At 66.2% G+C, this 21,955-nt stretch carries 22 protein-coding genes; 7 read left to right on the top strand and 15 right to left on the bottom strand.

The genetic code is table 11. The annotated features are described in order from the left end of the window. Nucleotides 1-222 precede the first annotated feature (222 nt). The 3 genes from RLQ26_08350 to rsmI are packed head-to-tail and all read right to left on the bottom strand — an operon-like array spanning nt 223 to nt 2,252. Nucleotides 223-879 carry a BON domain-containing protein gene (locus RLQ26_08350; GenBank protein MEQ9088737.1) on the bottom strand — a complete coding sequence of 219 codons (657 nt, stop codon included), beginning with the start codon at nt 877-879 and terminating at the stop codon, nt 223-225. 6 nt (nt 880-885) lie between these two features. Beyond that, nucleotides 886-1,296: a YraN family protein gene (locus tag RLQ26_08345; protein ID MEQ9088736.1), complete on the bottom strand. Its 411-nt coding sequence runs from the start codon at nt 1,294-1,296 to the stop codon at nt 886-888. Then, on the bottom strand, nt 1,293-2,252 hold the full coding sequence (rsmI, locus tag RLQ26_08340; protein MEQ9088735.1) for a 16S rRNA (cytidine(1402)-2'-O)-methyltransferase: 960 nt from the start codon (nt 2,250-2,252) through the stop codon (nt 1,293-1,295). Before rsmI ends, RLQ26_08345 begins: the two co-directional genes overlap by 4 nt. A 174-nt stretch (nt 2,253-2,426) precedes the next feature. On the opposite strand from rsmI, the gene RLQ26_08335 reads away from it, so the two are divergent. Beyond that, nucleotides 2,427-3,881, top strand: a complete 1,455-nt coding sequence (locus RLQ26_08335) for a penicillin-binding protein activator (protein ID MEQ9088734.1) — start codon at nt 2,427-2,429, stop codon at nt 3,879-3,881. Nucleotides 3,882-3,888: 7 nt separating this feature from the next. On the opposite strand, the gene hemW is transcribed toward RLQ26_08335, so the two are convergent. From hemW to rph, 3 genes are read right to left on the bottom strand one after another with little or no spacing between them, the layout of a single operon-like run. After that, nucleotides 3,889-5,115 carry a radical SAM family heme chaperone HemW gene (hemW, locus tag RLQ26_08330; protein MEQ9088733.1) on the bottom strand — a complete coding sequence of 409 codons (1,227 nt, stop codon included), beginning with the start codon at nt 5,113-5,115 and terminating at the stop codon, nt 3,889-3,891. Continuing rightward, on the bottom strand, nt 5,115-5,759 hold the full coding sequence (gene rdgB / locus RLQ26_08325) for an RdgB/HAM1 family non-canonical purine NTP pyrophosphatase (GenBank protein MEQ9088732.1): 645 nt from the start codon (nt 5,757-5,759) through the stop codon (nt 5,115-5,117). Before rdgB ends, hemW begins: the two co-directional genes overlap by 1 nt. A 3-nt stretch (nt 5,760-5,762) precedes the next feature. Next, complete coding sequence (gene rph / locus RLQ26_08320; protein MEQ9088731.1) at nt 5,763-6,530, bottom strand: ribonuclease PH; 768 nt, start codon at nt 6,528-6,530, stop codon at nt 5,763-5,765. 245 nt (nt 6,531-6,775) lie between these two features. Here rph and hrcA point away from each other — a divergent pair, with 245 nt between their 5' ends. The 5 genes from hrcA to dapB all read left to right on the top strand — a co-directional run bounded on the left by hrcA (nt 6,776) and on the right by dapB (nt 12,995). Next, nucleotides 6,776-7,903: a heat-inducible transcriptional repressor HrcA gene (gene hrcA / locus RLQ26_08315; GenBank protein ID MEQ9088730.1), complete on the top strand. Its 1,128-nt coding sequence runs from the start codon at nt 6,776-6,778 to the stop codon at nt 7,901-7,903. A 47-nt stretch (nt 7,904-7,950) separates the two neighbouring features. After that, the gene (gene grpE / locus RLQ26_08310; protein ID MEQ9088729.1) at nt 7,951-8,565 is read left to right on the top strand and encodes a nucleotide exchange factor GrpE; all 615 of its coding nucleotides are present in this window, start codon (nt 7,951-7,953) and stop codon (nt 8,563-8,565) included. A gap of 271 nt (nt 8,566-8,836) precedes the next feature. Next, nucleotides 8,837-10,801 carry a molecular chaperone DnaK gene (gene dnaK / locus RLQ26_08305; protein ID MEQ9088728.1) on the top strand — a complete coding sequence of 655 codons (1,965 nt, stop codon included), beginning with the start codon at nt 8,837-8,839 and terminating at the stop codon, nt 10,799-10,801. Nucleotides 10,802-10,896: 95 nt separating this feature from the next. Continuing rightward, nucleotides 10,897-12,045 carry a molecular chaperone DnaJ gene (gene dnaJ, locus RLQ26_08300; protein ID MEQ9088727.1) on the top strand — a complete coding sequence of 383 codons (1,149 nt, stop codon included), beginning with the start codon at nt 10,897-10,899 and terminating at the stop codon, nt 12,043-12,045. Between the two features lie 143 nt (nt 12,046-12,188). Further along, entirely contained in the window at nt 12,189-12,995 is an 807-nt protein-coding gene (dapB, locus tag RLQ26_08295) for a 4-hydroxy-tetrahydrodipicolinate reductase (protein MEQ9088726.1), read from the top strand. A gap of 57 nt (nt 12,996-13,052) precedes the next feature. Here dapB and RLQ26_08290 read toward each other — a convergent pair whose 3' ends face one another. Continuing rightward, on the bottom strand, nt 13,053-13,952 hold the full coding sequence (locus RLQ26_08290; protein MEQ9088725.1) for a DMT family transporter: 900 nt from the start codon (nt 13,950-13,952) through the stop codon (nt 13,053-13,055). Continuing rightward, nucleotides 13,952-14,500: a DUF2244 domain-containing protein gene (locus tag RLQ26_08285; protein MEQ9088724.1), complete on the bottom strand. Its 549-nt coding sequence runs from the start codon at nt 14,498-14,500 to the stop codon at nt 13,952-13,954. Before RLQ26_08285 ends, RLQ26_08290 begins: the two co-directional genes overlap by 1 nt. A 101-nt stretch (nt 14,501-14,601) precedes the next feature. Between RLQ26_08285 and nth the strand changes: the two genes are divergently transcribed. After that, the gene (gene nth / locus RLQ26_08280) at nt 14,602-15,243 is read left to right on the top strand and encodes an endonuclease III (GenBank protein MEQ9088723.1); all 642 of its coding nucleotides are present in this window, start codon (nt 14,602-14,604) and stop codon (nt 15,241-15,243) included. On the opposite strand, the gene RLQ26_08275 is transcribed toward nth, so the two are convergent. The 7 genes from RLQ26_08275 to pstC all read right to left on the bottom strand — a co-directional run bounded on the left by RLQ26_08275 (nt 15,240) and on the right by pstC (nt 21,949). Then, complete coding sequence (locus RLQ26_08275) at nt 15,240-15,557, bottom strand: hypothetical protein (protein MEQ9088722.1); 318 nt, start codon at nt 15,555-15,557, stop codon at nt 15,240-15,242. The genes nth and RLQ26_08275 overlap by 4 nt on opposite strands. A 188-nt stretch (nt 15,558-15,745) precedes the next feature. Continuing rightward, on the bottom strand, nt 15,746-16,780 hold the full coding sequence (locus RLQ26_08270; protein ID MEQ9088721.1) for a glycosyltransferase family 9 protein: 1,035 nt from the start codon (nt 16,778-16,780) through the stop codon (nt 15,746-15,748). A 115-nt stretch (nt 16,781-16,895) separates the two neighbouring features. Continuing rightward, complete coding sequence (gene phoB, locus RLQ26_08265; protein ID MEQ9088720.1) at nt 16,896-17,624, bottom strand: phosphate regulon transcriptional regulator PhoB; 729 nt, start codon at nt 17,622-17,624, stop codon at nt 16,896-16,898. Nucleotides 17,625-17,655: 31 nt separating this feature from the next. Further along, nucleotides 17,656-18,375, bottom strand: a complete 720-nt coding sequence (gene phoU, locus RLQ26_08260) for a phosphate signaling complex protein PhoU (GenBank protein MEQ9088719.1) — start codon at nt 18,373-18,375, stop codon at nt 17,656-17,658. Nucleotides 18,376-18,448: 73 nt separating this feature from the next. After that, on the bottom strand, nt 18,449-19,249 hold the full coding sequence (gene pstB, locus RLQ26_08255; GenBank protein ID MEQ9088718.1) for a phosphate ABC transporter ATP-binding protein PstB: 801 nt from the start codon (nt 19,247-19,249) through the stop codon (nt 18,449-18,451). 5 nt (nt 19,250-19,254) lie between these two features. Further along, on the bottom strand, nt 19,255-20,577 hold the full coding sequence (gene pstA, locus RLQ26_08250) for a phosphate ABC transporter permease PstA (GenBank protein MEQ9088717.1): 1,323 nt from the start codon (nt 20,575-20,577) through the stop codon (nt 19,255-19,257). Then, nucleotides 20,570-21,949 (bottom strand): phosphate ABC transporter permease subunit PstC, encoded by a 1,380-nt coding sequence (gene pstC, locus RLQ26_08245; protein MEQ9088716.1) that lies wholly within the window; start codon nt 21,947-21,949, stop codon nt 20,570-20,572. Before pstC ends, pstA begins: the two co-directional genes overlap by 8 nt. Nucleotides 21,950-21,955 lie beyond the last annotated feature (6 nt).

The raw sequence follows: 21,955 nt of genomic DNA, 5'->3' as shown, positions 1-21,955 counted from the left end.
GGTTTATCGGACGGGTCTCGAGGGTCGTGCCGGGCGGATCAGTTGTAGCAGCGCTGCCGCCTGATGGCGATGTCGGGGGCCGGTCAGCGGACCGGCCCAATTCTGCCGCGCATCCCGCGCCACGCCAAGCGTCCCGGGCCGGGCGGCGGGCCGCCGGCCGGACTCTGTCGGCGCTGGACGGGGAAGAGCAGACATGGCCGGGTGCCGGTGTCCTCGCGCGGATCAGAATGCGGGCGCGGCGGATGCGCCGGATTTGACGCGTACGTGGGAGATGACCCGGCGCACGTAGGACTGGTTTCTCGCATGCGCCTCGACGCGGGCCAGCTCGTTCTGCGACTGGGCGACGCCCAGCAGATAGACCGTGCCGTTGACGACATCGATATTGTAATTGATCGACTGGATCTCGCTGTCGAGCAGCAGGTCCGAGCGCAAATTGCCCAGGATCAGCTTGTCGCGGCTTCGGTTCAGCAGGCTCGACTGATCCGTCACCTGTATCTCGTTCAAGACCCGGTCCACGCCCTCGGCCTGCCAGGCAAGCCGCACCGCCTCGATCCGCGTCTCGGGGTCCGTGACCGCGCCGGTCAGAAGCACCTGGCCTTCATGCACGTCGACGCGGAGCCGGGCGAAGGCGCCCACATCGTAAGCCAGGAGACGGCGGCCGATATCGGCTGCGATCACATTGTCATCCACCGCCCGTCGGAAGCCGCGCTCCTGCGAGGCGGCGACGCCCGCGGTGGCGGCGACGCCGACGCCGGCACCAATGGGCGTGCAGGCGCAAAGGGCGAGCAGGACTGCGAGGGCGCAGCCGACCCGTCGGGCGGCGGGGTCTCGCGGACCGGCGCGAACGGGGAGAGGGGAAGAGCGGGCGGTCGCGGTCATGCGATCCTATATTGCGCCGTCGGGCGCGGGCCGCCAAGCATCCGGATAATGCCGGGGCAGGCGCCAGGGGCGGATCGTTACGAGATCGAAACGCAGATCGGGAAGGGGGCCGGTCCCGGACCGTCCGGCAAACCGGGCGAGGGCGAAGCGCGCCGCCCGGGCGAGGCGGCGTTGCTGGCGGGGCGAGACGGCATAGAGGGCGGCTTCCTCCGTCTCGCGGCGCTTCACCTCGACAATGGCGAGAGTATGCCCGCGCCGGATCACGAGGTCGATCTCTCCCGCCGGGGTGCGCAGGCGCCGGGCCAGAACCCGATAGCCGTGGCACCGCAGCCACCAGGCGGCAACCCATTCGGCGCGCAAGCCGCGCTCGTATGTCTGGCGGCGACGCGCCCGGGCGCGCACGGCGCCGATCGTCATGCTCCGTCCTCCTCGATCGCCCCCGTCCGTCGCGCGTCCTCCACCGCGTCCGATAGCGCCAGCGCCCGTTGGTACAGCGCCCGCCTCGGCAAGCCCGTTGCGCGCGCCAGAATCTGCGCCGCCTCTTTCACCGGAAGACGCTTGAGCGCGAGGGCGAGAGCATCGTCGATGTCGCCCGGCGGGACCGATGTCGCGTCCGCAGCCCCGGCTTCCACCAGCACGACCACCTCGCCCCGGACCGCCTCGCCCGAGAGGCGCTCCGCCAGATCGGGCAGGGAGCCGCGATAGAAGGTCTCGAATTTCTTGGTCAGTTCGCGCGCCACCACCGCCGGCCGGTCGCCCAGGATGGCCGCCATGTCGGCGAGGCTCCCGGCCAGCCGCCCCGGCGCCTCGAATATCACAAGCGTCGCCGGTACACCGGCGAGTTCCTTCAGCCGGGCGCGCCGGGCCGCCTGTTTTGCCGGCAGGAAGCCCTCGAAGAAAAACCGGTCCGTCGCCAGCCCCGCGGCCGAGAGCGCCGCCATCGGGGCCGAGGCGCCGGGCACGGGGGTCACCGGGATGCCCGCCGCCCGGGCGGCTGCGACGAGCCGGAAACCGGGGTCGGAGACGAGCGGCGTGCCGCCGTCGGAAATCAGCGCCACGCTTTCGCCCTTCTCGAGACGTTTCATCAGGGCGCTGCCGGCGGCGCGGGCATTGTGTTCGTGATACGGCGTCAGCGATGGGGAAAGACCGTGGATCGCCATCAGGGTTGCCGATCGCCGTGTATCCTCGGCCGCGACGACATCGGCCCGGCCCAGTACGTCGAGTGCGCGAAGGGTGATGTCCCCGGCATTGCCGATGGGCGTGGCAACGATATAAAGCCCGCCGGGAAGCCGCCCCGATTCCGCCTCACCGGGACCGTCCCCGGATGCGGGCGGGCGTTTACTTTGCTTGGGGCCGTCAGTAGGCTGCACCACTCTTTATTCCTTTTCGGGGGATCGGCCCTGCGCCGTTTCTGGTCACGTTCGGCACGCCCGTCACGCCGCCCGGCGGTCCGCGTTCCGCGCCTATCGGTGGACCCTCGCCAGTTCCCGGTTCCGGCTCTTGTTCTCGTTCTCCTGGTGGCGCTGGTCTTGCCGGGCTGTTCGCGCGTGAGCTTAGGCGAGCTGGGCGGGCTGCGGCAACCGAGCGAACGCGCGCCGGCGGACCAGCCGGCCGACGGGGAGGCGGCCGAGCCGCTGGACCGCCCGTCGCCCCGCGCACCGGGGACAGTCTTCCCTTCCGATGTCTATGGCCGCACGACGCTCCCCGAGGACGGAATTTCCGGGCGCTACGGTGGCAGGACTTACGAAGGGACGGCACCGGCCAAGCCCCGCCCGGCCCGGGCCGCGTTGCTCGTGCCCCTCTCGGGGGCCCATGGCGAGCTGGGGCAGGCGCTGCTCAACGCCGCACAGATGGCGCTGTTCGATGTCGCCGACCGGCGCTTCATTCTCATCCCCTACGACACCGCCGGCACGCCCGAGGGGGCGCGCCAGGCAGCGCTTTCCGCGCTGGATGACGGGGCCACGATCATATTGGGGCCGCTCTTCTCGACCTCCGTCGCCGCCGTGGCCCGGACCATTCGCGGCCTGGAGGTCCCGGTGCTCGCCTTCTCCTCGGACCGCCTGGTGGCCGAACCCGGCATCTATCCGCTCGGCCTCTTCCCGGGCGAGCAGATCAGGCGTGCCGTCTCCTACGCCCGCGAGCAGGGCTACGAACGATTTGCCGTTTTCGCGCCCGACACGCCGCTGGGCCGGGCGGTGGTCGAGGCGCTTTCGGAGACATTGACGCGCAAGGGCGGCGTTCTGGTGCAGGTGGAGCTGTTTCCCGACTCGACGGCGGACGTGACCCCGCAGGTCAAGCAGCTCGCGGATTACGAGGCGCGTCAGAAGGCGCTCGAGGAAGCACGCGGCGAACTCGCCGATACACTCGCCGCCGCCGAGGCGCTGGCGGCGGGCGAACGGCAGAAGGCCGACCGGCTGGCTGCGGCGCACGGTCTCGATCTCGCTTCCCTGACCGAGGACGATCTCGCCCGGATCGAGGCCGAACTGAAGAAGCTCAAGGAGCAGGACACGCTGGGTGACGTGAATTTTGACGCCCTGGTCCTGCCGCTGGCGAACGATCGCGTGCTGCAGATCGCCCCCTTGTTGTCGTATTACGATATCGACCCGAACAAGGTGAAGTTCATCGGCACGAGTCAGTGGGACACGCCCAATCTCGGCAATGAGCCTGCGCTGGTCGGCGGCTGGTTCGCCGCGCCCGATCCCGATGATCGGGCACGGTTCGAAACCGACTACGCCCAACTTTTCGGCGCCCCTCCGCCCCGGCTCGCCACGCTCGCCTATGACGCCACCGCGCTGGCCGCGTTTCTCGGCCGCGGCACGGACGGTCCCGATTTTTCGCGGACACAACTGCAATCGGCCAAGGGGTTCGCCGGGCTGGACGGGGTTTTTCGGCTGAAGGCGAACGGCCTGTCGGAGCGCCGGCTGGCCGTTCTCGAGGTCCGGCCCAAGGGGATCCGGACGGTGAGCCCGGCCCCGCAGCGCTTCGAAGATCTCTCCAACTGAAGGGCGGTCAGGCGCCGGCCGGTTCCGGCAGATCGGCCAGAATGGCCCCCAGCACGCTGTTCAGTCTGAGCAGCCCCCGGGGGCTCGCGGCAACCGTCTCGTCGTCGAGCACGAGGTCGCCCGAGTCTGCGAGCCGCTCCATCGCCTCCCTTGCCGGGGCCGGCACGGCCCGGCCGGTCGCCGCTTCGAGACGGGCCCACCGCAGGCCCTCGGTCAGACGCAACCCCATCATGAGGCACTCTTCGAACGCTTCGGCCGGCGCAATCGGCTGTGTCGTCTCGGCCCCGTGGCCGAAATCACGCACGCGGGCCAGCCATGTTTCGGGCCGGCGCCAGCCTGCCGTGGCGATGCGTGAGGCAGGGTCTTCCGGCCGGCGGCGAAAACGGCCATGGGCGCCCGGGCCGATTCCGACATAATCGCCATAGCGCCAATAGGCGAGGTTGTGGCGAGACTCCTGGCCCGGCGCTGCGTGATTGGACACTTCGTAAGCGGGCAATCCCGCCTGGTCGAGCACGCGCCGTGTTTCCTCGAACAGGCACGCGGCCGTCTCGTCATCGGGCAGGCCAAATTCGCCCGCCCGGTGGCGCGCGGAGAAGGGCGTCCCGTCCTCGATCGTGAGCTGGTAAAGCGACAGGTGCTCGGGGCCGAAGGCAAGCGCCCGGGCGAGCTCCGCGCGCCAGGCGGCGAGCGTCTGACCGGGCCGGCCGTAAATCAGATCGAAGGAAAAGCGCGCGAAGGTGTCGCGCGCCAGGCAGAGCGCCGCGATCGCCTCATCGGCCGAATGGATCCGGCCAAGAAATGCGAGCGCCGGATCATCCAGACTCTGCACCCCGAGCGACAGGCGGTTGACCCCGGCGCCACGGTAGGCGCGAAACCGCCCCGCCTCGACCGAACCCGGATTGGCTTCGAGCGTGACCTCCAGATCGGGAACGGGGCCGAAGTGCCGCCCCGCCGCCTCGATCACGTCCGCCACCGTCTCGGGCGCCATGAGAGAGGGCGTGCCGCCGCCGAAAAAAATGCTGGTCAGGATGCGCGGACCGAGCGCGCTCGCATAATGGGACAACTCCGCAAGCAACGCCTCGCGCCACGCCGCCTGATCCACCTCGGGGCGGACATGACTGTTGAAATCGCAATAAGGGCATTTGTGTTCGCAGAAAGGCCAATGCACGTAAAGAGCCAGCGCATGGTTGTCCGCCGCGGCCGATTTCGGCGGGGCAATGAAAGAGCCCCGCATCACTTCGCGCCCGTCTCGAAACAGGCCCGGACCAGCTTGCGAAACGCCGCCGCCCGGTGGCTGATGGCGTGCTTGTCCTGCGGGTCCATTTCGCCAAAGGTCATGTCGTGCCCGGCCGGGATGAAGACGGGATCGTAGCCGAAACCGTGGCTGCCGCGCGGCGGCCAGGTGATCTCGCCCGTGACCCGGCCCTCGAAACAGTTTACCTGGCCCGAGGGCCAGGCAAGGGCGAGGACGCAGACGAAGGCGGCGCCACGATCCGCCGAGGCGCCCAACTCGCGATGCACCCTTTCCATGGCGCTGGTGAAATCCCGGCTGCCGTCGGGCCCCTCGGCCCAGCGCGCGGAATAGATGCCGGGGGCGCCGCCAAGTGCGGTCACACTCAGCCCGGAATCGTCCGCCAGCGCGACCCTGCCCGCCGCCTCCGCCGCTGCGACGGCTTTCAGTATCGCGTTTTCCCGAAAGCTCGACCCGGTTTCCTCGGGCTCGGGCAGGTTGAGGCCCTTGGCCGAGACGACATCAAGCCCGTAGGGCCGGAGCAGATCCGAAATCTCACGCACCTTGCCGTCGTTATGGGAGGCCACGACCAGCGGTCCCGCGCGCAACGCCGCCTTCTCCGCGGCCGGGATGTCAGCCGTCGTCACGACCTATCCTTTCGCCGCCCCGGACCGCATGGCTCCCTCGCCCAGTGCCGCCGTCTGCAGCTGTGTCAGTTCGCTGATGCCCTGGCGCGCGAGGCTGAGCAGGTCGTGAAAGGCCGCCTCCTCGAACGCCTCGCTTTCGGCTGTCGCCTGGATCTCGACAATGCGGCCTTGCCCGGTCAGGACGAAATTGGCGTCGGCATCGGCCTGGCTGTCCTCCTCGTAATCGAGATCGAGCAAAGGGGTGCCGCCGACGAGTCCGGCCGAGACGGCCGCCACATGATCGGTGAGGGGAATTGAGGCGACCGCGCCCAGGCGGCACAGATGCGTCATGGCCTCGTGCAGCGCGACGAAGGCGCCCGTGATGGCGGCGGTGCGGGTGCCGCCGTCGGCCTGAATCACATCGCAATCCACCCGGATACTGATTTCGCCGAGCGCCTCCAGATCGGTCACCGCGCGCAGCGACCGCCCGATCAGGCGCTGGATTTCCTGCGTGCGCCCGCTCTGCCGGCCCTTGGCCGCCTCACGGTCCATCCGGCTGCCGGTGGAGCGCGGCAGCATCCCGTATTCGGCCGTGACCCAGCCCCGTCCGGTATCCTTCAGAAAACCGGGCACGCGATTCTCCACGCTCGCGGTGATCAGGACATGGGTATCCCCGAACCGCGCCAGACAACTGCCTTCGGCGTGCTTGCTGACGCCGGTTTCCAGCGAGACGGGGCGGAGCGCATCGCGCGCGCGCCCGTCGGCCCGGGTGGCGAGGGGGTCATTTGTCATGTCGGGTCCTCTGGCGACGGATGGCCGGCGCCACACTTAGACGATTGCCGCCGCGCCGTCCAGCAGGAGAGCTCGGGATCATTTGACAAGCCGTTGATTTTCAAGGCTCTTGGGCTGCATTGACGCCTTCGAGGCGAGTCCTTACATAAAATAGCCATCTGGGTCGCGCGCCTCGCGCGCCGCCAGAACACGCCCCGCCCGACGCGCTGCGCCGGGCCGGGCCCAGCATTTCGGCGGATCGGATCATGGTCACATCGAAACCCCGTCCCGAGCCCACGCCCGGCCCGGCCAGCACCACTGGCCGCGCGCCATCGGCCCCGTTCGTCCAGGGCGGGCTCATATCCGAACTGAACGAGCGCTCGCGGGACGTGTTTCGCCAGGTGGTCGATGCGTATCTCGAGACCGGCGACCCCATCGGCTCCCAGGCGATCGCCGCGCGGCTCGCCTCTCCCCTGTCATCGGCGACGATCCGCAATACCATGGCCGAACTGCAGGAAGCGGGGCTGCTGTACGCGCCTCACACCTCGGCCGGCCGGTTGCCGACGGAGCGCGGCCTCAGACTCTTCGTGGACGGCCTCATGGAAGTGGGCTCGCTTGGCAAGGAGGAGCGCGCGAGCATCGAAAGCGAATGTGCGGCCCGCGGCATGCAGACAGAGCAGGTGCTGCGTCATGCCACGGGCATCCTCTCGCAACTCTCGCACTGTGCCGGTCTGGTGCTGGCGCCGAAGGCGGAAAAGCCGCTGCGCCAGATCGATTTCGTTTCGCTCGGCCCCGGCGAGGCGCTGGTGGTGATGGTCTTTCAGAACGGGCTGGTCGAAAATCGCGTCATAAATACCCCCAAGGGCATGCCCGCGGCCGCGCTGGTCGAGGCAGGCAACTATCTGAGCAGCCGCCTCGCCGGGCGTACATTGAGCGAGGCGCGCGACGTGATCCTGGATGAAATCGCGGAAGAACGCGCCCATCTCGACAAACTCACAGCAGCGGTCGTGCAGGAAGGTCTCGCCATGCGCACGGGCGATGACGATGACAGCTATCTCATCGTGCGCGGCCAGTCGCACCTGCTGTCCGATATCCATGCGGTCGATCAGCTCGAGCGCATCCGTGACCTGTTCGAAGTGCTGGAGACCAAGCGCGACTTCGTTACGCTTCTCGACGAGACGCATCGCGGTGACGGGGTGCAGATTTTCATCGGTTCCGAGAATCCGCTTTTTCAGAACGCGGGATGCTCGATGATCGTGGCGCCGTTCAGCCAGGGTAACGAGAACCTCGTGGGCGCAATCGGCGTGATCGGCCCGACGCGGTTGAACTACTCGCGCATCATCCCCATGGTTGATTTCACCGCCAAGGTGGTCAACAAGGTGATGGGAAACTGATTGCGCAATCAGCGCCTCGAACAGTGTCTTGGGAAAATTGACGGCTTATGAGCGACGAAAACACACAGAACGACACGGAAAACGACGAAGCTGGCGTGAACGCGCCCGGCACGGATGGCGACGATGCGGCACAAGCGGCCGAAGTCAGCTTGGCAGAGGAAGTGGCGACGCTTAAGGACCAGCTTCTCCGGGCGCTGGCCGAGAACGAGAATTTCCGCAAGCGGGCCGAGAAGGAACGCCAGGACACGGCCAAATATGCTGTCTCGAACTTCGCGCGCGACATACTGGCGGTGGCCGACAATCTGCGCCGCGCCATAGACAGCGTGCCGGACGAGGCGCTCGAGGGAAATGACGCGCTCCAGTCTCTGGCCGAAGGCGTGGACCTGACGGAGCGCGAGCTCATCACCGCGCTCGAGCGTCACGGCGTCACCGCCATCCAGCCCAGCGCCGGGGACAGGTTCGATCCGCACCAGCACCAGGCGATGTTCGAGGTGGAAGACCCGAGCGTGCCAGCCGGGTCGGTCATTCAGGTGATGCAAACCGGCTACATGATCCACGACCGGCTGCTGCGCGCGGCCATGGTGGGCGTCGCCAAGGGCGGCCCGGCGCGGGGGCCGGATGAACAGGGGGAGGCCGGGTCCGGGGTCGACACCACCGCCTGATCTAACAAGCCATTGATTTATAATTAATATTCCTGTTCCTGCCGGGACCCGCCCGACCGGGGGGCGGGACCGGCGCCGAAGAGCGGGGAAAAGCGGGGCGATTTCCGCCCCCGGGGTTGTCGTCCTTGAAACAGCCCTTATATAAGCCCTCAGAAGACTGGGGAAATTTCGCCCGGCAACAGGACGGGCGGAGCCGACAGGAAATTTGGAAAGAAGTCGCCAGCGAGCGCCGCAATCGGGCCAGGGCGGCTTGCTTGAGAAGAGGTGAGCTATGAGCAAAGTCATTGGTATCGACCTTGGGACGACAAACAGCTGCGTCGCCGTCATGGACGGCAAGAGTGCCAAGGTCATAGAAAACAGCGAGGGCGCGCGCACGACCCCCTCGATGGTCGCCTTCACGGATGATGACGAGCGTCTGGTTGGCCAGTCGGCGAAGCGCCAGGCGGTCACCAATCCGACGAACACATTGTTCGCGATCAAGCGGCTGATCGGGCGGCGCTACGATGACCCGCTGACCGAGAAGGACAAGGGGCTCGTCTCTTACAGCATCGTGCCGGGCGACAATGGCGATGCCTGGGTCGAGGCACAGGGCAAAAAATATTCACCCAGCCAGATCAGCGCCTTCGTGTTGCAGAAGATGAAGGAAACCGCGGAAGCCTATCTGGGCGAGACTGTCGATCAGGCCGTCATCACAGTGCCGGCCTATTTCAATGATTCCCAGCGCCAGGCCACCAAGGATGCCGGCAAGATCGCCGGACTCGAGGTGCTGCGTATCATCAATGAGCCGACGGCGGCGGCGCTGGCCTATGGCATGGAGAAAAAGGGCACCGGCACCGTGGCCGTCTATGACCTGGGCGGCGGCACGTTCGACGTCTCGGTGCTCGAAATCGGCGACGGCGTGTTCGAGGTGAAGTCCACCAATGGCGACACGTTCCTTGGCGGCGAGGATTTCGATGCACGCATCATCGATTACCTGGCCGAAGAGTTCAAAAAGGAACAGGGCATCGACCTGCGCAAGGACCGGCTGGCGCTGCAACGGCTCAAGGAAGCAGCGGAAAAGGCCAAGATCGAACTGTCCAGCTCGACCCAGACCGAAGTGAACCTGCCCTTTATCACCGCTGACCAGTCCGGGCCGAAGCATCTCAACCTCAAGCTTTCGCGCGCCAAGCTGGAAAGCCTGGTCGAGGATCTCGTCAAGCGCACGGTCGAGCCGTGCAAGGCGGCGCTCAAGGATGCCGGCGTCAAGGCGAGCGACATCGACGAGGTGATCCTGGTGGGCGGTCAGACGCGCATGCCCAAGATTATCGAGACGGTGAAGGAGTTTTTCGGCCGCGAACCGCATCGGGGCGTCAATCCCGACGAGGTGGTCGCCGTCGGGGCCGCCATTCAGGCCGGCGTGCTGCAGGGTGACGTGAAGGATGTCCTGCTTCTCGACGTGACGCCGCTCTCGCTCGGCATCGAAACGCTGGGCGGGGTTTTCACCCGGCTTATCGATCGCAACACCACGATTCCGACGCGCAAGAGCCAGGTTTTTTCGACCGCCGAAGATAACCAGACGGCGGTCACCATCCGCGTCTTCCAGGGCGAACGCGAAATGGCGGCGGACAACAAGCTGCTGGGCCAATTCGATCTGGTCGGGCTTCCATCCGCCCCGCGCGGCATGCCCCAGATCGAGGTGACGTTCGATATCGATGCCAACGGCATCGTCAACGTGTCCGCGAAGGACAAGGCGACGGGCAAGGAGCAGCAGATCCGCATTCAGGCGTCGGGCGGGCTGAATGACGAGGACATCGAACGGATGGTGAAGGAGGCCGAGGAGCACGCGGAAGAGGACAAGAAGCGCCGCGCGCTCGTGGATACCCGCAATCAGGCGGAGCACCTCATCCACTCGACCGAGAAGAATCTCGAAGAGCATGGCGACAAGGTCGCGGCCGAGGACAAGACGGCCATCGAAACCGGCATCGCCGATCTCAAGAGCGCGGCCGAGGGCGAGGATGTGGAGGCCATCGAGCAGAAGATCCAGGCGCTGGCACAGGCCAGCATGAAGCTGGGCGAGGCCATCTACAAGGCGCAGCAGGAAGAGGAGGCGGCGGGTGCCGGCTCTTCCGAGGGCGGCGAAGGCGGCTCCTCGAGCGGCGCGTCGGCCTCGAGTGACGACTCGGTCGTCGATGCGGATTTCGAGGAAGTCGACCCCGACAGCAACGACAAGGGCAACGACGAAAAGCGGTCTGCCTGAGGCGGCCGGGTATCGGTATCTGGTTCCTGAACGCCCCGGCACGCACCCTTTCCGACCGTGCGTGTCGGGGCGGCCTGCATTGAGGCCGAGTGAACATGGCGAAACGCGATTACTATGAAGTCCTGGGGCTGAAGCGCGGCGCATCCTCCGACGAGGTCAAGTCCGCTTTCCGCAAACTGGCCAAGAAATATCATCCCGACGCCAATCCGGGTGACAAGACGGCCGAGCAAAAATTCCGCGAAGTTAACGAGGCTTACGAGGTCCTCAAGGACGACGAGAAGCGCCAGCAATACGACCAGTTCGGCCATGCCGCCTTCGAGCAGGGCGGACCGGGCGGGCCGGGCGCGGGCGCCGGTGCCGCGGGCTTCGATTTCGGCGGTTCCTTCTCCGATATTTTCGACGAGATGTTCGGCGATCTCGGCGGCCGGCGGGGCGCGCGCCGCCAGGGGCCGCAACGCGGCGCCGATCTTCGCTACGATCTCGAAATAACGCTGGATGACGCCTATCGCGGGCGCCAGATTGACATCAAGGTGCCGAGCTGGGCCGGTTGCGAAACCTGCAAGGGGACCGGCGCAAAGGAAGGGTCGGGGCCGACCGCCTGCCCGACCTGCCAGGGCTACGGTTCGGTCCGTTCCCAGCAGGGGTTCTTTACCGTGGAGCGCACCTGTCCCGCTTGCGGCGGCCAGGGCCAGGTGATCGAAGATCCCTGCCCCGCCTGTCGCGGCCAGGGGCGCGTGCAGCGGGAAAAGAAGCTGCAGGTCACGATTCCGGCGGGCGTCGAGGATGGCAATCGGATCCGCCTGTCGGGCGAAGGCGAGGCGGGTTTGCGCGCCGGGCCTCCAGGCGATCTCTATATTTTTCTCACCATCCGTCCCCACCCGCTGTTTCAGCGCGAGGGCGCAAATCTTCGCTGCAAGGTCCCGATCCCCATGACGACGGCGGCGTTGGGCGGCACCATCGAAGTGCCCACGCCTTCGGGCAGCCGGGCACGTGTGAACATCCCCAAGGGCACGCAGAGCGGGCAGCAGTTCCGCCTCAAGGGGAAGGGCATGCCGGTGCTGCGCTCCAAGTCCTTTGGCGACCTCATGGTGCAGGTGTCGGTGGAAACCCCGGTCAACCTGACCGAGCGTCAGCGCGAGTTGCTGAACGAGTTTCATGATGCCCAGCCCGATAACACCACGAGCCCGGAATCGGCCGGCTTCTTTTCCAAGGTCAAGGAGTTGTGGGAGGACCTGAAGGACTAGCCGGCTCCGAAAGATGAGAGCAGGGCCCCGCCGGGGCCCTTTTTCGTGCCTATGGATTCGCCCCGGGGCTTTCGATAAGGTCCGGGCGGGCACCCGGACCGAAAGAAGGTGCGACAGACGCAGGCCAAGGAAGGACGGCTTCCGTGAAGATCGGTATTACCGGCTGCGCCGGGCGCATGGGCCGGGCACTCATTTCCGAGGTCACGGCAACGACGGGCGCCGAGCTCGCCGGCGGCACGGAAAGCCCCGGCGCGCCCACCCTCGGCCGCGACCTGGGCGAGCTTGCCGGGATCGGCACCCTCGGCCTGCAGGCCAGCGAGGATGCGCTGGCCGTGTTCGAGGCCAGTGATGTGGTGATCGATTTCACCCGCCCCGAGCCGACCCGGCGCCACGCCGAACTCGCCGCCCGGACCGGAACCGCGCTCGTGATCGGCACGACGGGGCTGGCCGGCGAACACGAGGCGGCGATCCGGCAGGCGGCCGAAAAATCCGCGATTGTCCAGGCCCCCAATATGAGCGTCGGCGTCACCCTGTTGCGCGCACTTACCGAGCAGGTCGCGCGCATTCTTGACGAGTCCTACGATATCGAGATCGTCGAAATGCATCACCGCCACAAGGTGGACGCGCCCTCGGGTACGGCGCTCGCGCTGGGCCGGTCGGCCGCGGCGGGACGGGGCGTCGATCTCGAGGCCGCGACCGTGGCCGGACGGTTTGGCGAAACGGGCCCGCGCCAGGCGGGGGATATCGGCTTTGCCGTGCTGCGGGGCGGAGATGTGGTGGGCGATCACAGCGTGATCTTCGCGGCCGATGGCGAACGGATCGAACTCTCCCACAAGGCTTCGAGCCGGCGCGTCTTCGCGCGCGGCGCGGTGCGCGCAGCGCTCTGGGCCGCCGCCGCCGGGCCCGGTCTCTATTCGATGGAAGACGTCCTCGGCCTCGGCGATCGCTGATCGCGGGGACGTCCGGGGCCGGGGTCAGGCCAGGATCAGGCCAGGATCAGGCCAGGGTCAGGTGAGTCGGGCGCGCCGGACCCGGCCACCCAGGCTGATCAGCGTGACACCGGCCAGAATGAGCGCCAGCGCCGCCAGCGCCTCCCAGCCCGGCCGCTCACCCAGAAAGGCCATCCCCCAAAGCACGCCGGCCAGCGGAATGAGGTAATTCACCGACGAGCCGAAGGTGGCGCTGGTGCGCGCCACCAGATGGTAATACAGCGCCGTCCCCGCCGCCGTGGGCAGAAGCGCGAGGGCCAGCGCGCCGAACCACGCCTCGCCTGACGGGTCGAGAGTCCAGGGGGCATCAATAATCAGGCTGAACGGCAACACCATCACCGTTGCCGAGATCGCCGAGCCGGTGGCGATATGGATCGCCGAAATATGGCCGAGGAAACGCACATAGACGGTGGTCGCGGCGTAGAACAGCGTCGCCAGCGCGGCCGTCAGGAACGAGGCGACCTCGAGCTCAAGCCCGGCGAGCGCGCGGGGCCCGACCAGAACGACGAGGCCGGAGAAAGCCACGGCGGCGCCCAGGATCTTGCTTGGGCTGAGCCGCTCGTCGTGACGCAGGAAATGCGCGATCACCACCGTGGTGACGGGCGTCATGCCGATGATGATCGCGGCCGCGCCGCTGTCGATCCGCTTCTCGCTCCACGCCACCATCGTGAAGGGAATGGCGGAGGAGATCGCCCCGACAACGACGAGGGCGCGCCAGACATGAATGCCCCGGGGCAGGCCGTGACCCATGGCGAGCGAGAACGAGGCGAGCGCCAGCGCGGTCACGCCCATGCGCACGAGCACAAGGGTCAGTGGCGGGAACCCGCTGACACCGATCTTGATAAACATGAAGGCGCTGCCCCAAAGGGCGGCGAGAACGAGAAGCAGGCCGATATCGACGGGTTCTGTCCGGCGCATCAGACGGAGTCAGGGGGCCGGCGCCATCGGGCCAGAGCCCGGCGCAGCGCCTCGGCGAACTCGATCCGCTCCCCCGGTGTCAGGCTTGCGGCCAGGGCGAGCCGGTCGCCGTGGGACGAGAGCACCACGCGGCTGTCGGGGTGGTCGGGCTTGCGCACCTCGACCCCGACCCAGTAAGGCTCGAAGCGCCAACTCTGCTGGCGGCCCTTCGCATCCACCCGGCGCACCAGCAGGTCGCGCGCGGTCAGCGTGACTGTCTCATAGGCTCGCCCGGCGCGGAAATTGGCACGGAAAGCGAGATAAATCAGCAGCACGTCGAGGCCGAAGAACCCGAAGACCGGCCAGGCGCCCTGCAGAAGAAAGAACAGCCCGGCCGTGAAGCTGACGAGGGCGACGCCGGTCATCAGCAGGGTGAAGCCCAGCGGCGTCAGGCTGCGATGGGGGGTCAGGATGGCGTCGAAAAAAGGCGCGGGCGCGGTTCCGGCCGATTCGTCCTCCCGCGCCGCCGGGGCGGCCGTCACGGGGGCGGTCTCTGTGTTCTCGCGCATGGGGCGTCCTCTTCTTCTATAGGTATCGCCGGCGCGCCCGCGCTGTAAAGCGCTGAAAACCGGCTGCCAGGGGCGGCTATTCCGGCTAAGGTCGGCCGGCCATGAAAAAAGCCGATATCGAGACCTTTTTCGCCCGCCTCGCGAAGGCGATTCCGAGCCCCAAGAGCGAACTTCAATACACGACACCCTATACGCTGCTGGTGGCGGTCGTGCTCTCTGCCCAGGCAACGGACAAGGGCGTCAACAAGGCGACGGGGCCGCTTTTCAAGGTGGCGGACACGCCCGAAAAAATGCTTCGGCTGGGCGAGGCCGGTCTCAAGAAGCACATCAGGACAATCGGCCTTTTCAATAACAAGGCAAAGAACATCATCGCACTCAGCCGCCGGCTGATCGACGCGTTCGGCGGCCAGGTACCGCGCGAGCGGGCCGGGCTGGAAACCCTGCCCGGGGTTGGACGAAAAACGGCGAATGTCGTGCTTAACATCGCTTTCGGCGAACCCACGATCGCTGTGGACACGCATATTTTCCGCGTCTCCAACCGGACCGGTCTCGCCCCGGGCAAGACCCCGCTTGCAGTTGAACAGAAGCTTGAGAAGGTCACGCCCGAAACATACAAGCGCCATGCCCATCACTACCTGATCCTGCACGGGCGCTATGTCTGCACCGCACGCAAGCCGAAATGCCCGGATTGCATCGTGCGCGAGCTCTGCGCCTACAAGGAAAAAACCCCGGCCTCCGCCTAACCCCCCGTCCGGTCGCCCGACGGCGCGGGCCGGGAAATCGTCGCCAGGCAGTCCGCCGGCGCCATGGCGGCGGCATTCCTGCCGACCGCATCCATATGTGTGACCCGGGCCGGCGCTTGCGGCGCCCCGTCCCCGACCGTGTCAGCTTCCGCCACGGGCTCACGATACAGGTAGAGCTGTACCAGGCAGTCACGTCCGGCATATTGCCACAACTCGCCCGGCCCTTCCCGGCGGCGAAGTCGGGGCGCCCCGAGGAGCCGGGTCAAATCGCTTTCGCCAAGCCCGATAACATCGCCGCCTGCAAGAGGGGGCACAAGCGTCTCGCCCGGCGGACCGGCCGGGGCTGGGGCTGGGGCTGGGGCTGGGGCTGGGGCGGGCGAGGCTACCGTCCCCGGCGCATTGCCGCGCACCGGTTCGGCACCGCGCGGGGGCACACAGGCCGAAAGCGCCAGCACAACCAGCACGAAAAGGAAAGATTCCGGACCCGCGCGTCTCGCCAACATCATCCGAGGGCCTCGCGAACCCTGTCCAGCACGGGCGCGAAGGGGATATCGGTCATCTCCCGCCCGCCGAAATCCTGCGCCCGGATCACGGTGAGACGGCGCGCGGCGGGCGCGAATTTAGCGGGGCTGGTCGGGCCGAACAGCGAGACGAGGGGCCGGTCGGCGAGGGCGATCATGTGGCTGGTGCCGCTGTCATTGGCGAGCGCCGCATCGAGATGCTCGGCCACCGCGATGGTCAGAAGGGGTGTCGTGCCGAATGCCTGAATAGCGGCTGTGTCCTGGAGCGGAAAGAGGGCGCCTTCGACATCGGCGGCGAGCTGCGTCTGCTGATCGGCTTCCATCGGCCCGAGCAGAAAAACCGGCGTCACGCTGTCTTGTGCGACCGCGCGCGCGAGGGCGACGAACCGGTCGCGCGGCCAGCATTTATGGATGCCCCGCGCGCCCGGGGCGAGGCCCAGATACGGTCCGCCCGCCGGGGGCAGCAACCGCCGGGCCAGGTCACGCATGGCGGGATCAAGGCGGGGCGTCTGGCCGGTCTGTGGCGGGCGGCCCGAGGCCACCGCCACCAGGCGCAGAAGCTGGTCAATGAAGCGTGGCGGTTTGGCAAATGGCCGGCGCGGCACGATGTCGGACAGCAGGAACCCGAAGGCGCCCGAGACGAAAGTCCCGTGCGGGACCCGCCGGATATGGCAACTGGCGGGGACGCGGCGCTGGGCGTCGATCACGAGGTCGAAGTGCCGGCCCTTCAGGGGCCGGCGGCAGAGCTGGTGCCAGCCGAGGCCGATGCCGGCATTGGAGATCACCTCGTCGATCAATCCCGCCACCAACGGTGCCAGCACATCCTTGTAGGCGCTTTCGCCGTTACCGGTGACCCAGGTCACGTGCGCCGCGGGCCAGGCGGCGCGCACGGCCTGGACAAAGGGGTACTTGATGAGCCCGTCGCCCACGAGATCGCTGCTGGTGAACACCAGTATGGTGTCGGGTGCCGTCGCGAGCGGGCGACCGAAAAGGGGCGGGGCAGAAGCTTCGTGCATCGTCGGGACGGGTTCCGGGCCGGCCGGGGCGTGATCCTGTTGGTAGCACAGCGCCCCGGCCGCGCCTAGGGGCGCGCCCGGGCAGCGTTCGGGCAGCGTTCGGGCGAGGGCGGGGTCAGCCGGCGCTGGCCTGATGACGGGCCTGATGGCCTTGTGGCCGGGGCTCCTCGAGGGCGTACCCGGCCGAGCGGACCGTTCTGATCACATCCAGGCCATTGAACTGGTTGAGTGCCTTGCGCAGGCGCCGGACATTCACGTCCACCGTGCGGGGCTCGACATAGACATCCTGTCCCCAGACAGCGTCGAGCAGTCTTTCGCGCGAGAAAACTCGTCCCGGATGCTCCATCAGATATTGGAGCAGCCGGAATTCGGTCGGTCCGAGATGAATTTCGTGATTGCCCCGGCGCACCCGGTGGGCGCCGAGGTCCATCTCGATATCGTTGAAGGTCAGGACATCTTCGTCGAGTGCCGGGCGGCTCCGGCGCAGCACGGCCCGCACCCGAGCCACAAGCTCGGTCGGCGAAAACGGCTTGGTCACGTAATCGTCGGCGCCCGAATCGAGCCCCCGGATACGATCGCCCTCCTCGCCCCGGGCGGTCAGCATGATGATGGGCATGCGCCGGCTGTCGGTCGATCGGCGAAGCTGGCGGCAGACCTCGATTCCCGATACGTGAGGCAGCATCCAGTCCAGGATCACGACGTCCGGCTTCGCCTCTGACACAACGGTCAGGGCTTCCTCGCCGTCGGTCGCCTCGAGAACGTCGTAGCCGGCGTCCTCCAGATTGTACCGGATCAGCGGGAGGATTGATTCTTCGTCATCAACGACCAATACGACCGGTTTCATTGTCTCTCTTCCATTCCAGACGCTAAACCAACTACTCCCGACCCGTCTCGTCGGTAACCTCGATATCGGGCTGCTTGCCCTTGGGCCGGGCCTCCGTCATCAGGTGACCTTCGACCATGTAAAGGATCGCTTCCGCGATATTGGTCGCGTGGTCACCGATCCGCTCGATGTTCTTGGCAATGAAAACGACGTGAAGGCACGGGCCGATATTGCGCGGGTCCTCCATCATGTAGGTCAGGAGTTCGCGAAAGAGGCTCATATACATGTCGTCCAGCTCGCTGTCCTTGCGCCACACCGCGCGTGCCTTGGTGATGTCGCGGGTGCGATAGGCGTCCAGCACGTCCTTGATCATGCCCTGCACCATCTGGCTCAGGCGGGGCACGGAGCCGACGGGCGCCAGCTCGGGCACGCGGCTTAACGGGGCTGCCCGTTTCGCGATATTGGCCGCGTGATCGGCGACGCGCTCCAGATCGCCCGCGATCCTGACCGCCGCCACAATGTTGCGAAGATCCTTTGCCATCGGCTGACGCAGCGCGAGCAGGCGGATGCCCATGGCATCGATCTCGTTCTCCAGTTCGTCGATCTTCTGATCCCCGGCGACGATGCGCTGGCCCAGTTCGCTGTCGCGTTTAACGATCGCCTGCAGAGCGCCCGCAATCTGGGATTCCGCCAGACCACCCATGCGCGCCAGCGTATCGTCCAGCACGTTCAGCTCTTCGTCGTAGGATTTGACAATATGATCTTGGCTCATTGTGAGATTCCCGAAAGGGGTTGCGGTGGACGGAGGCCGGCTCAGCGCGCCGTCGCGGCATCAGTATACCAGATCATCCAAACCGCCCCGTGATGTAGCCTTGTGTCCGGTCGTCGTGGGGATTTGTGAAAATGGTCTCGGTCTCGTCGGTTTCCACCAGAATGCCAAGGTGAAAAAAGGCGGTGCGCTGAGAGACGCGCGCGGCCTGCTGCATGTTGTGGGTCACGATGACGATCGTGTAATTCTCCCGCAATTCGTCGATCAGCTCCTCGATCCGGGCCGTGGCGATGGGATCGAGGGCCGAGCAGGGCTCGTCCATCAGGATGATCTCGGGGCTGACGGCGATCGCCCGGGCGATGCAAAGCCGCTGTTGCTGGCCGCCCGAAAGGCTCGTTCCCGGCTCGCCCAGGCGATCCTCCACCTCGGCCAGCAGGCCCGCCTTGCCCAGGCTGGTGTAAACGATGTCGTCGAGTTCGGCGCGGGAGCGGACGAGGCCGTGGATGCGCGGACCGTAGGCCACATTGTCGTAGATGGATTTCGGGAACGGGTTGGGCTTCTGGAATACCATCCCGACCCGGGCGCGAAGGCGGACGACGTCAACGTCCTTGTCGTAGATATCGCCCCCGTCCAGCATGACGGTGCCGGTTACGCGGCAATCGTCAATTGTGTCATTCATCCGGTTGAGGCAGCGCAGAAAGGTGGATTTGCCACACCCGGAAGGACCGATCAGCGCCGTGACCTCGTGCTCATAAATATCGAGCGAAACGTCGTTCAACGCCTGCTTTTCGCCGTAAAAGACGTTGGTGTGGCGCGCGGCCATCTTGGTCCGCCGGGGCGTCTTGATCCGGTTATCTACAGCTTCTTGAACAGACATGAGATCTACCATCTCCTCTCGAACCGTTTACGCAGCATGACCGCAAGCGCATTCATGAGCACAAGGAAAAACACTAGAATGAGCGCGGCGGCAGAAGTTTTCTCGACGAAGCCGCGTTCGGGGCTGTCGGCCCAGAGATAGACCTGAACCGGCAGAGCCGTCGCCGCATCGGTCGGCGAGCCCGGAATGTCGACGACGAAGGCGACCATGCCGATCATCAGCAGCGGGGCGGTTTCGCCCAGCGCCTGAGCCATGCCGATGATGGTCCCGGTCAAAATTCCCGGCATGGCGAGCGGCAGGACATGGTGGCCGGTCGTCTGGGTATCGGACGCACCAAGACCACGCGCGGCTTCGCGAATGGACGGCGGCACGGCTTTCAGGGCGGCACGCGAGGCAATGATGATCGTGGGCAGCGTCATCAGCGCGAGCGTCATGCCGCCCACGAGCGGCGCCGAGCGCGGCATCGTGAAGAAATTCAGAAACACCGCCAGGCCCAGAAGCCCGAAAACGATCGAGGGCACGGCGGCGAGGTTGTTGATGTTGACCTCGATAAGATCGGTCCAGCGGTTATGGGGCGCGAATTCCTCGAGATAGACGGCGGCCATCACCGCAATCGGGAACGAAATCAGGAAACAGACGAGAAGCGCGTAGAAGGATCCGACCACGGCCCCCCAGACGCCGGCGAGCTCGGGCTCGCGCGAATCGCCCGTTGAGAGAAACCGGGTATTGAGGACCGCATCGATGTTGCCCGCCGCGTCGAGCTGGTCGATCCAGCCCAGTTGCTGATCCGTTATGGTCCGGTCGGACTCCGGCAGGGTGCGGTCAATCTGGCCCTTCAGGATCATTGCCACATCACTCGCGACCGGCACGGACACGGTCTGCCGGGTGCCGATCAGCCCGGGGTCTGCGGTCACCATGTTCTGCAGTTCTGCCGCCGCCCCCCGGCTGATGAGGCTGCCCAGCGTGCGGCGGTCGCCTCGCGAGGTCACGTCGGGAAATGTGTCGTACAGGCTGTCCCGGATGAGCGCCGCATAATTGGCCCGGCGCAAGTCGGTCGGATCACGCGTTCCGTCCGGATCGATGACCGCGGGATCGAAGAAGATCGGCATCTGTACTTCATAGGTCCAGAAGGCCGAATAGCCGCGAATGAAGATGCTGCCCAGCATGATGACCAGGAAAATCCCGGCAACGGTGACGGCCAGAATGCCGTACCCCTGAAAACGCAGCTCGGCGCGACGACGCTGCTTCAGGTTGCGGACACGGGCAGGAGTGTCCGTGTCGGACACGCGTTCGTTTGTCTCAGCCGTCTTGATAGCCATGTCAGTCATACTTTTCCCGATATTTCCGAACGACATTGAGGGCCAGGATATTGAGCGACAGGGTGATTGTGAAAAGCGTGAGTCCCAGCGCGAAGGCCGAGAGGGTCTTGGCGCTGTCGAATTCCTGATCTCCCACAAGCAGCGTCACAATCTGCACGGTTACAGTGGTGACGGCTTCGAGCGGATTTGCCGTGAGATTGGCGGCGAGGCCGGCGGCCATCACCACGATCATGGTCTCGCCGATGGCACGCGACACGGCCAGAAGAACGGCGCCGACAATTCCCGGCAGCGCCGCCGGCAGGACAACCTTGCGAATGGTCTCCGATTTGGTGGCGCCCATGCCGTAGGACCCGTCGCGTAATGATTGGGGGACGGCATTGATCACGTCGTCCGAAAGGGAGGACACGAAAGGTATGATCATGATCCCCATGACGAGGCCGGCCGCGAGCGCGCTTTCCGAGGCGACATCGAGCCCGATGGCCTGACCCATGTCACGGATGTGCGGCGCGACGACCAGCGCGGCGAAAAGACCGTAAACCACCGTCGGTATGCCGGCCAGAATCTCGAGGATCGGCTTGGCGATGGCGCGCACATGGTTCGAGGCATAATCGGCCATGTAGACGGCCGACATCAGCCCGACCGGGACTGCGACGCACATGGCGATAAGGGTAATGAGCAGTGTGCCGGCAAAAAGCGGGATGGCACCAAACGCGCCCGAGCTGCCCACCTGGTCGGCGCGCAACGCTGTCTGCGGACTCCAGTTGAGGCCGAAAAGGAACTCAGTCACGGAAACGGTATTGAAAAAGCGCATGGATTCGAACAGCAGCGACAGCACAATGCCGATGGTTGTCATGATCGCCACGGTGGAACTGGCGATCAGGAATATCTTGATCGCCCGCTCGACCCGCTCGCGCGCCTTCAGGGCGGGCGTAATCCGGGTCCGGGCGTAAAGCAGCCCCAGGCTGACCACGACCAGCACCACGACGAACATCGCGGCGTCGCCGATCATCTTGAGGTGCTGGTAATAGGCGACCGCACCCAGCGTCGCGGCATCGGGCGTGCCGCTGGAAATCCCGTCACTGGCGAGGTTGCGAATATCATTGAGAAGCAGACCGAGGCGCGCCTCGGACAGGGCCTGCATGTCAGCCGGCAGGCTGGCGACCACCATGGATTCGATGATCCGCGGCTCGAGGATCAGCCAGAGGACGAGCACGATGCTGGCGGGCACGACGCAGGCCAGGATGGCATACACACCGTAATAGCGGGGCAGCGAGTTCAGATGAAACCCGGAAGTGGCCGCCGACATGACCCGGCCCCGCCCTAGATGAAAGGCGTAGGCCGCGAAGGCGAGGACAATGGCGGCAATCAGATAGACCGGCATCGGCTG

Source organism: Alphaproteobacteria bacterium, assembly GCA_040220875.1.
Taxonomy (GTDB): domain Bacteria; phylum Pseudomonadota; class Alphaproteobacteria; order JAVJVX01; family JAVJVX01; genus JAVJVX01.
This window is presented reverse-complemented; position numbering and strand designations above follow the sequence as displayed.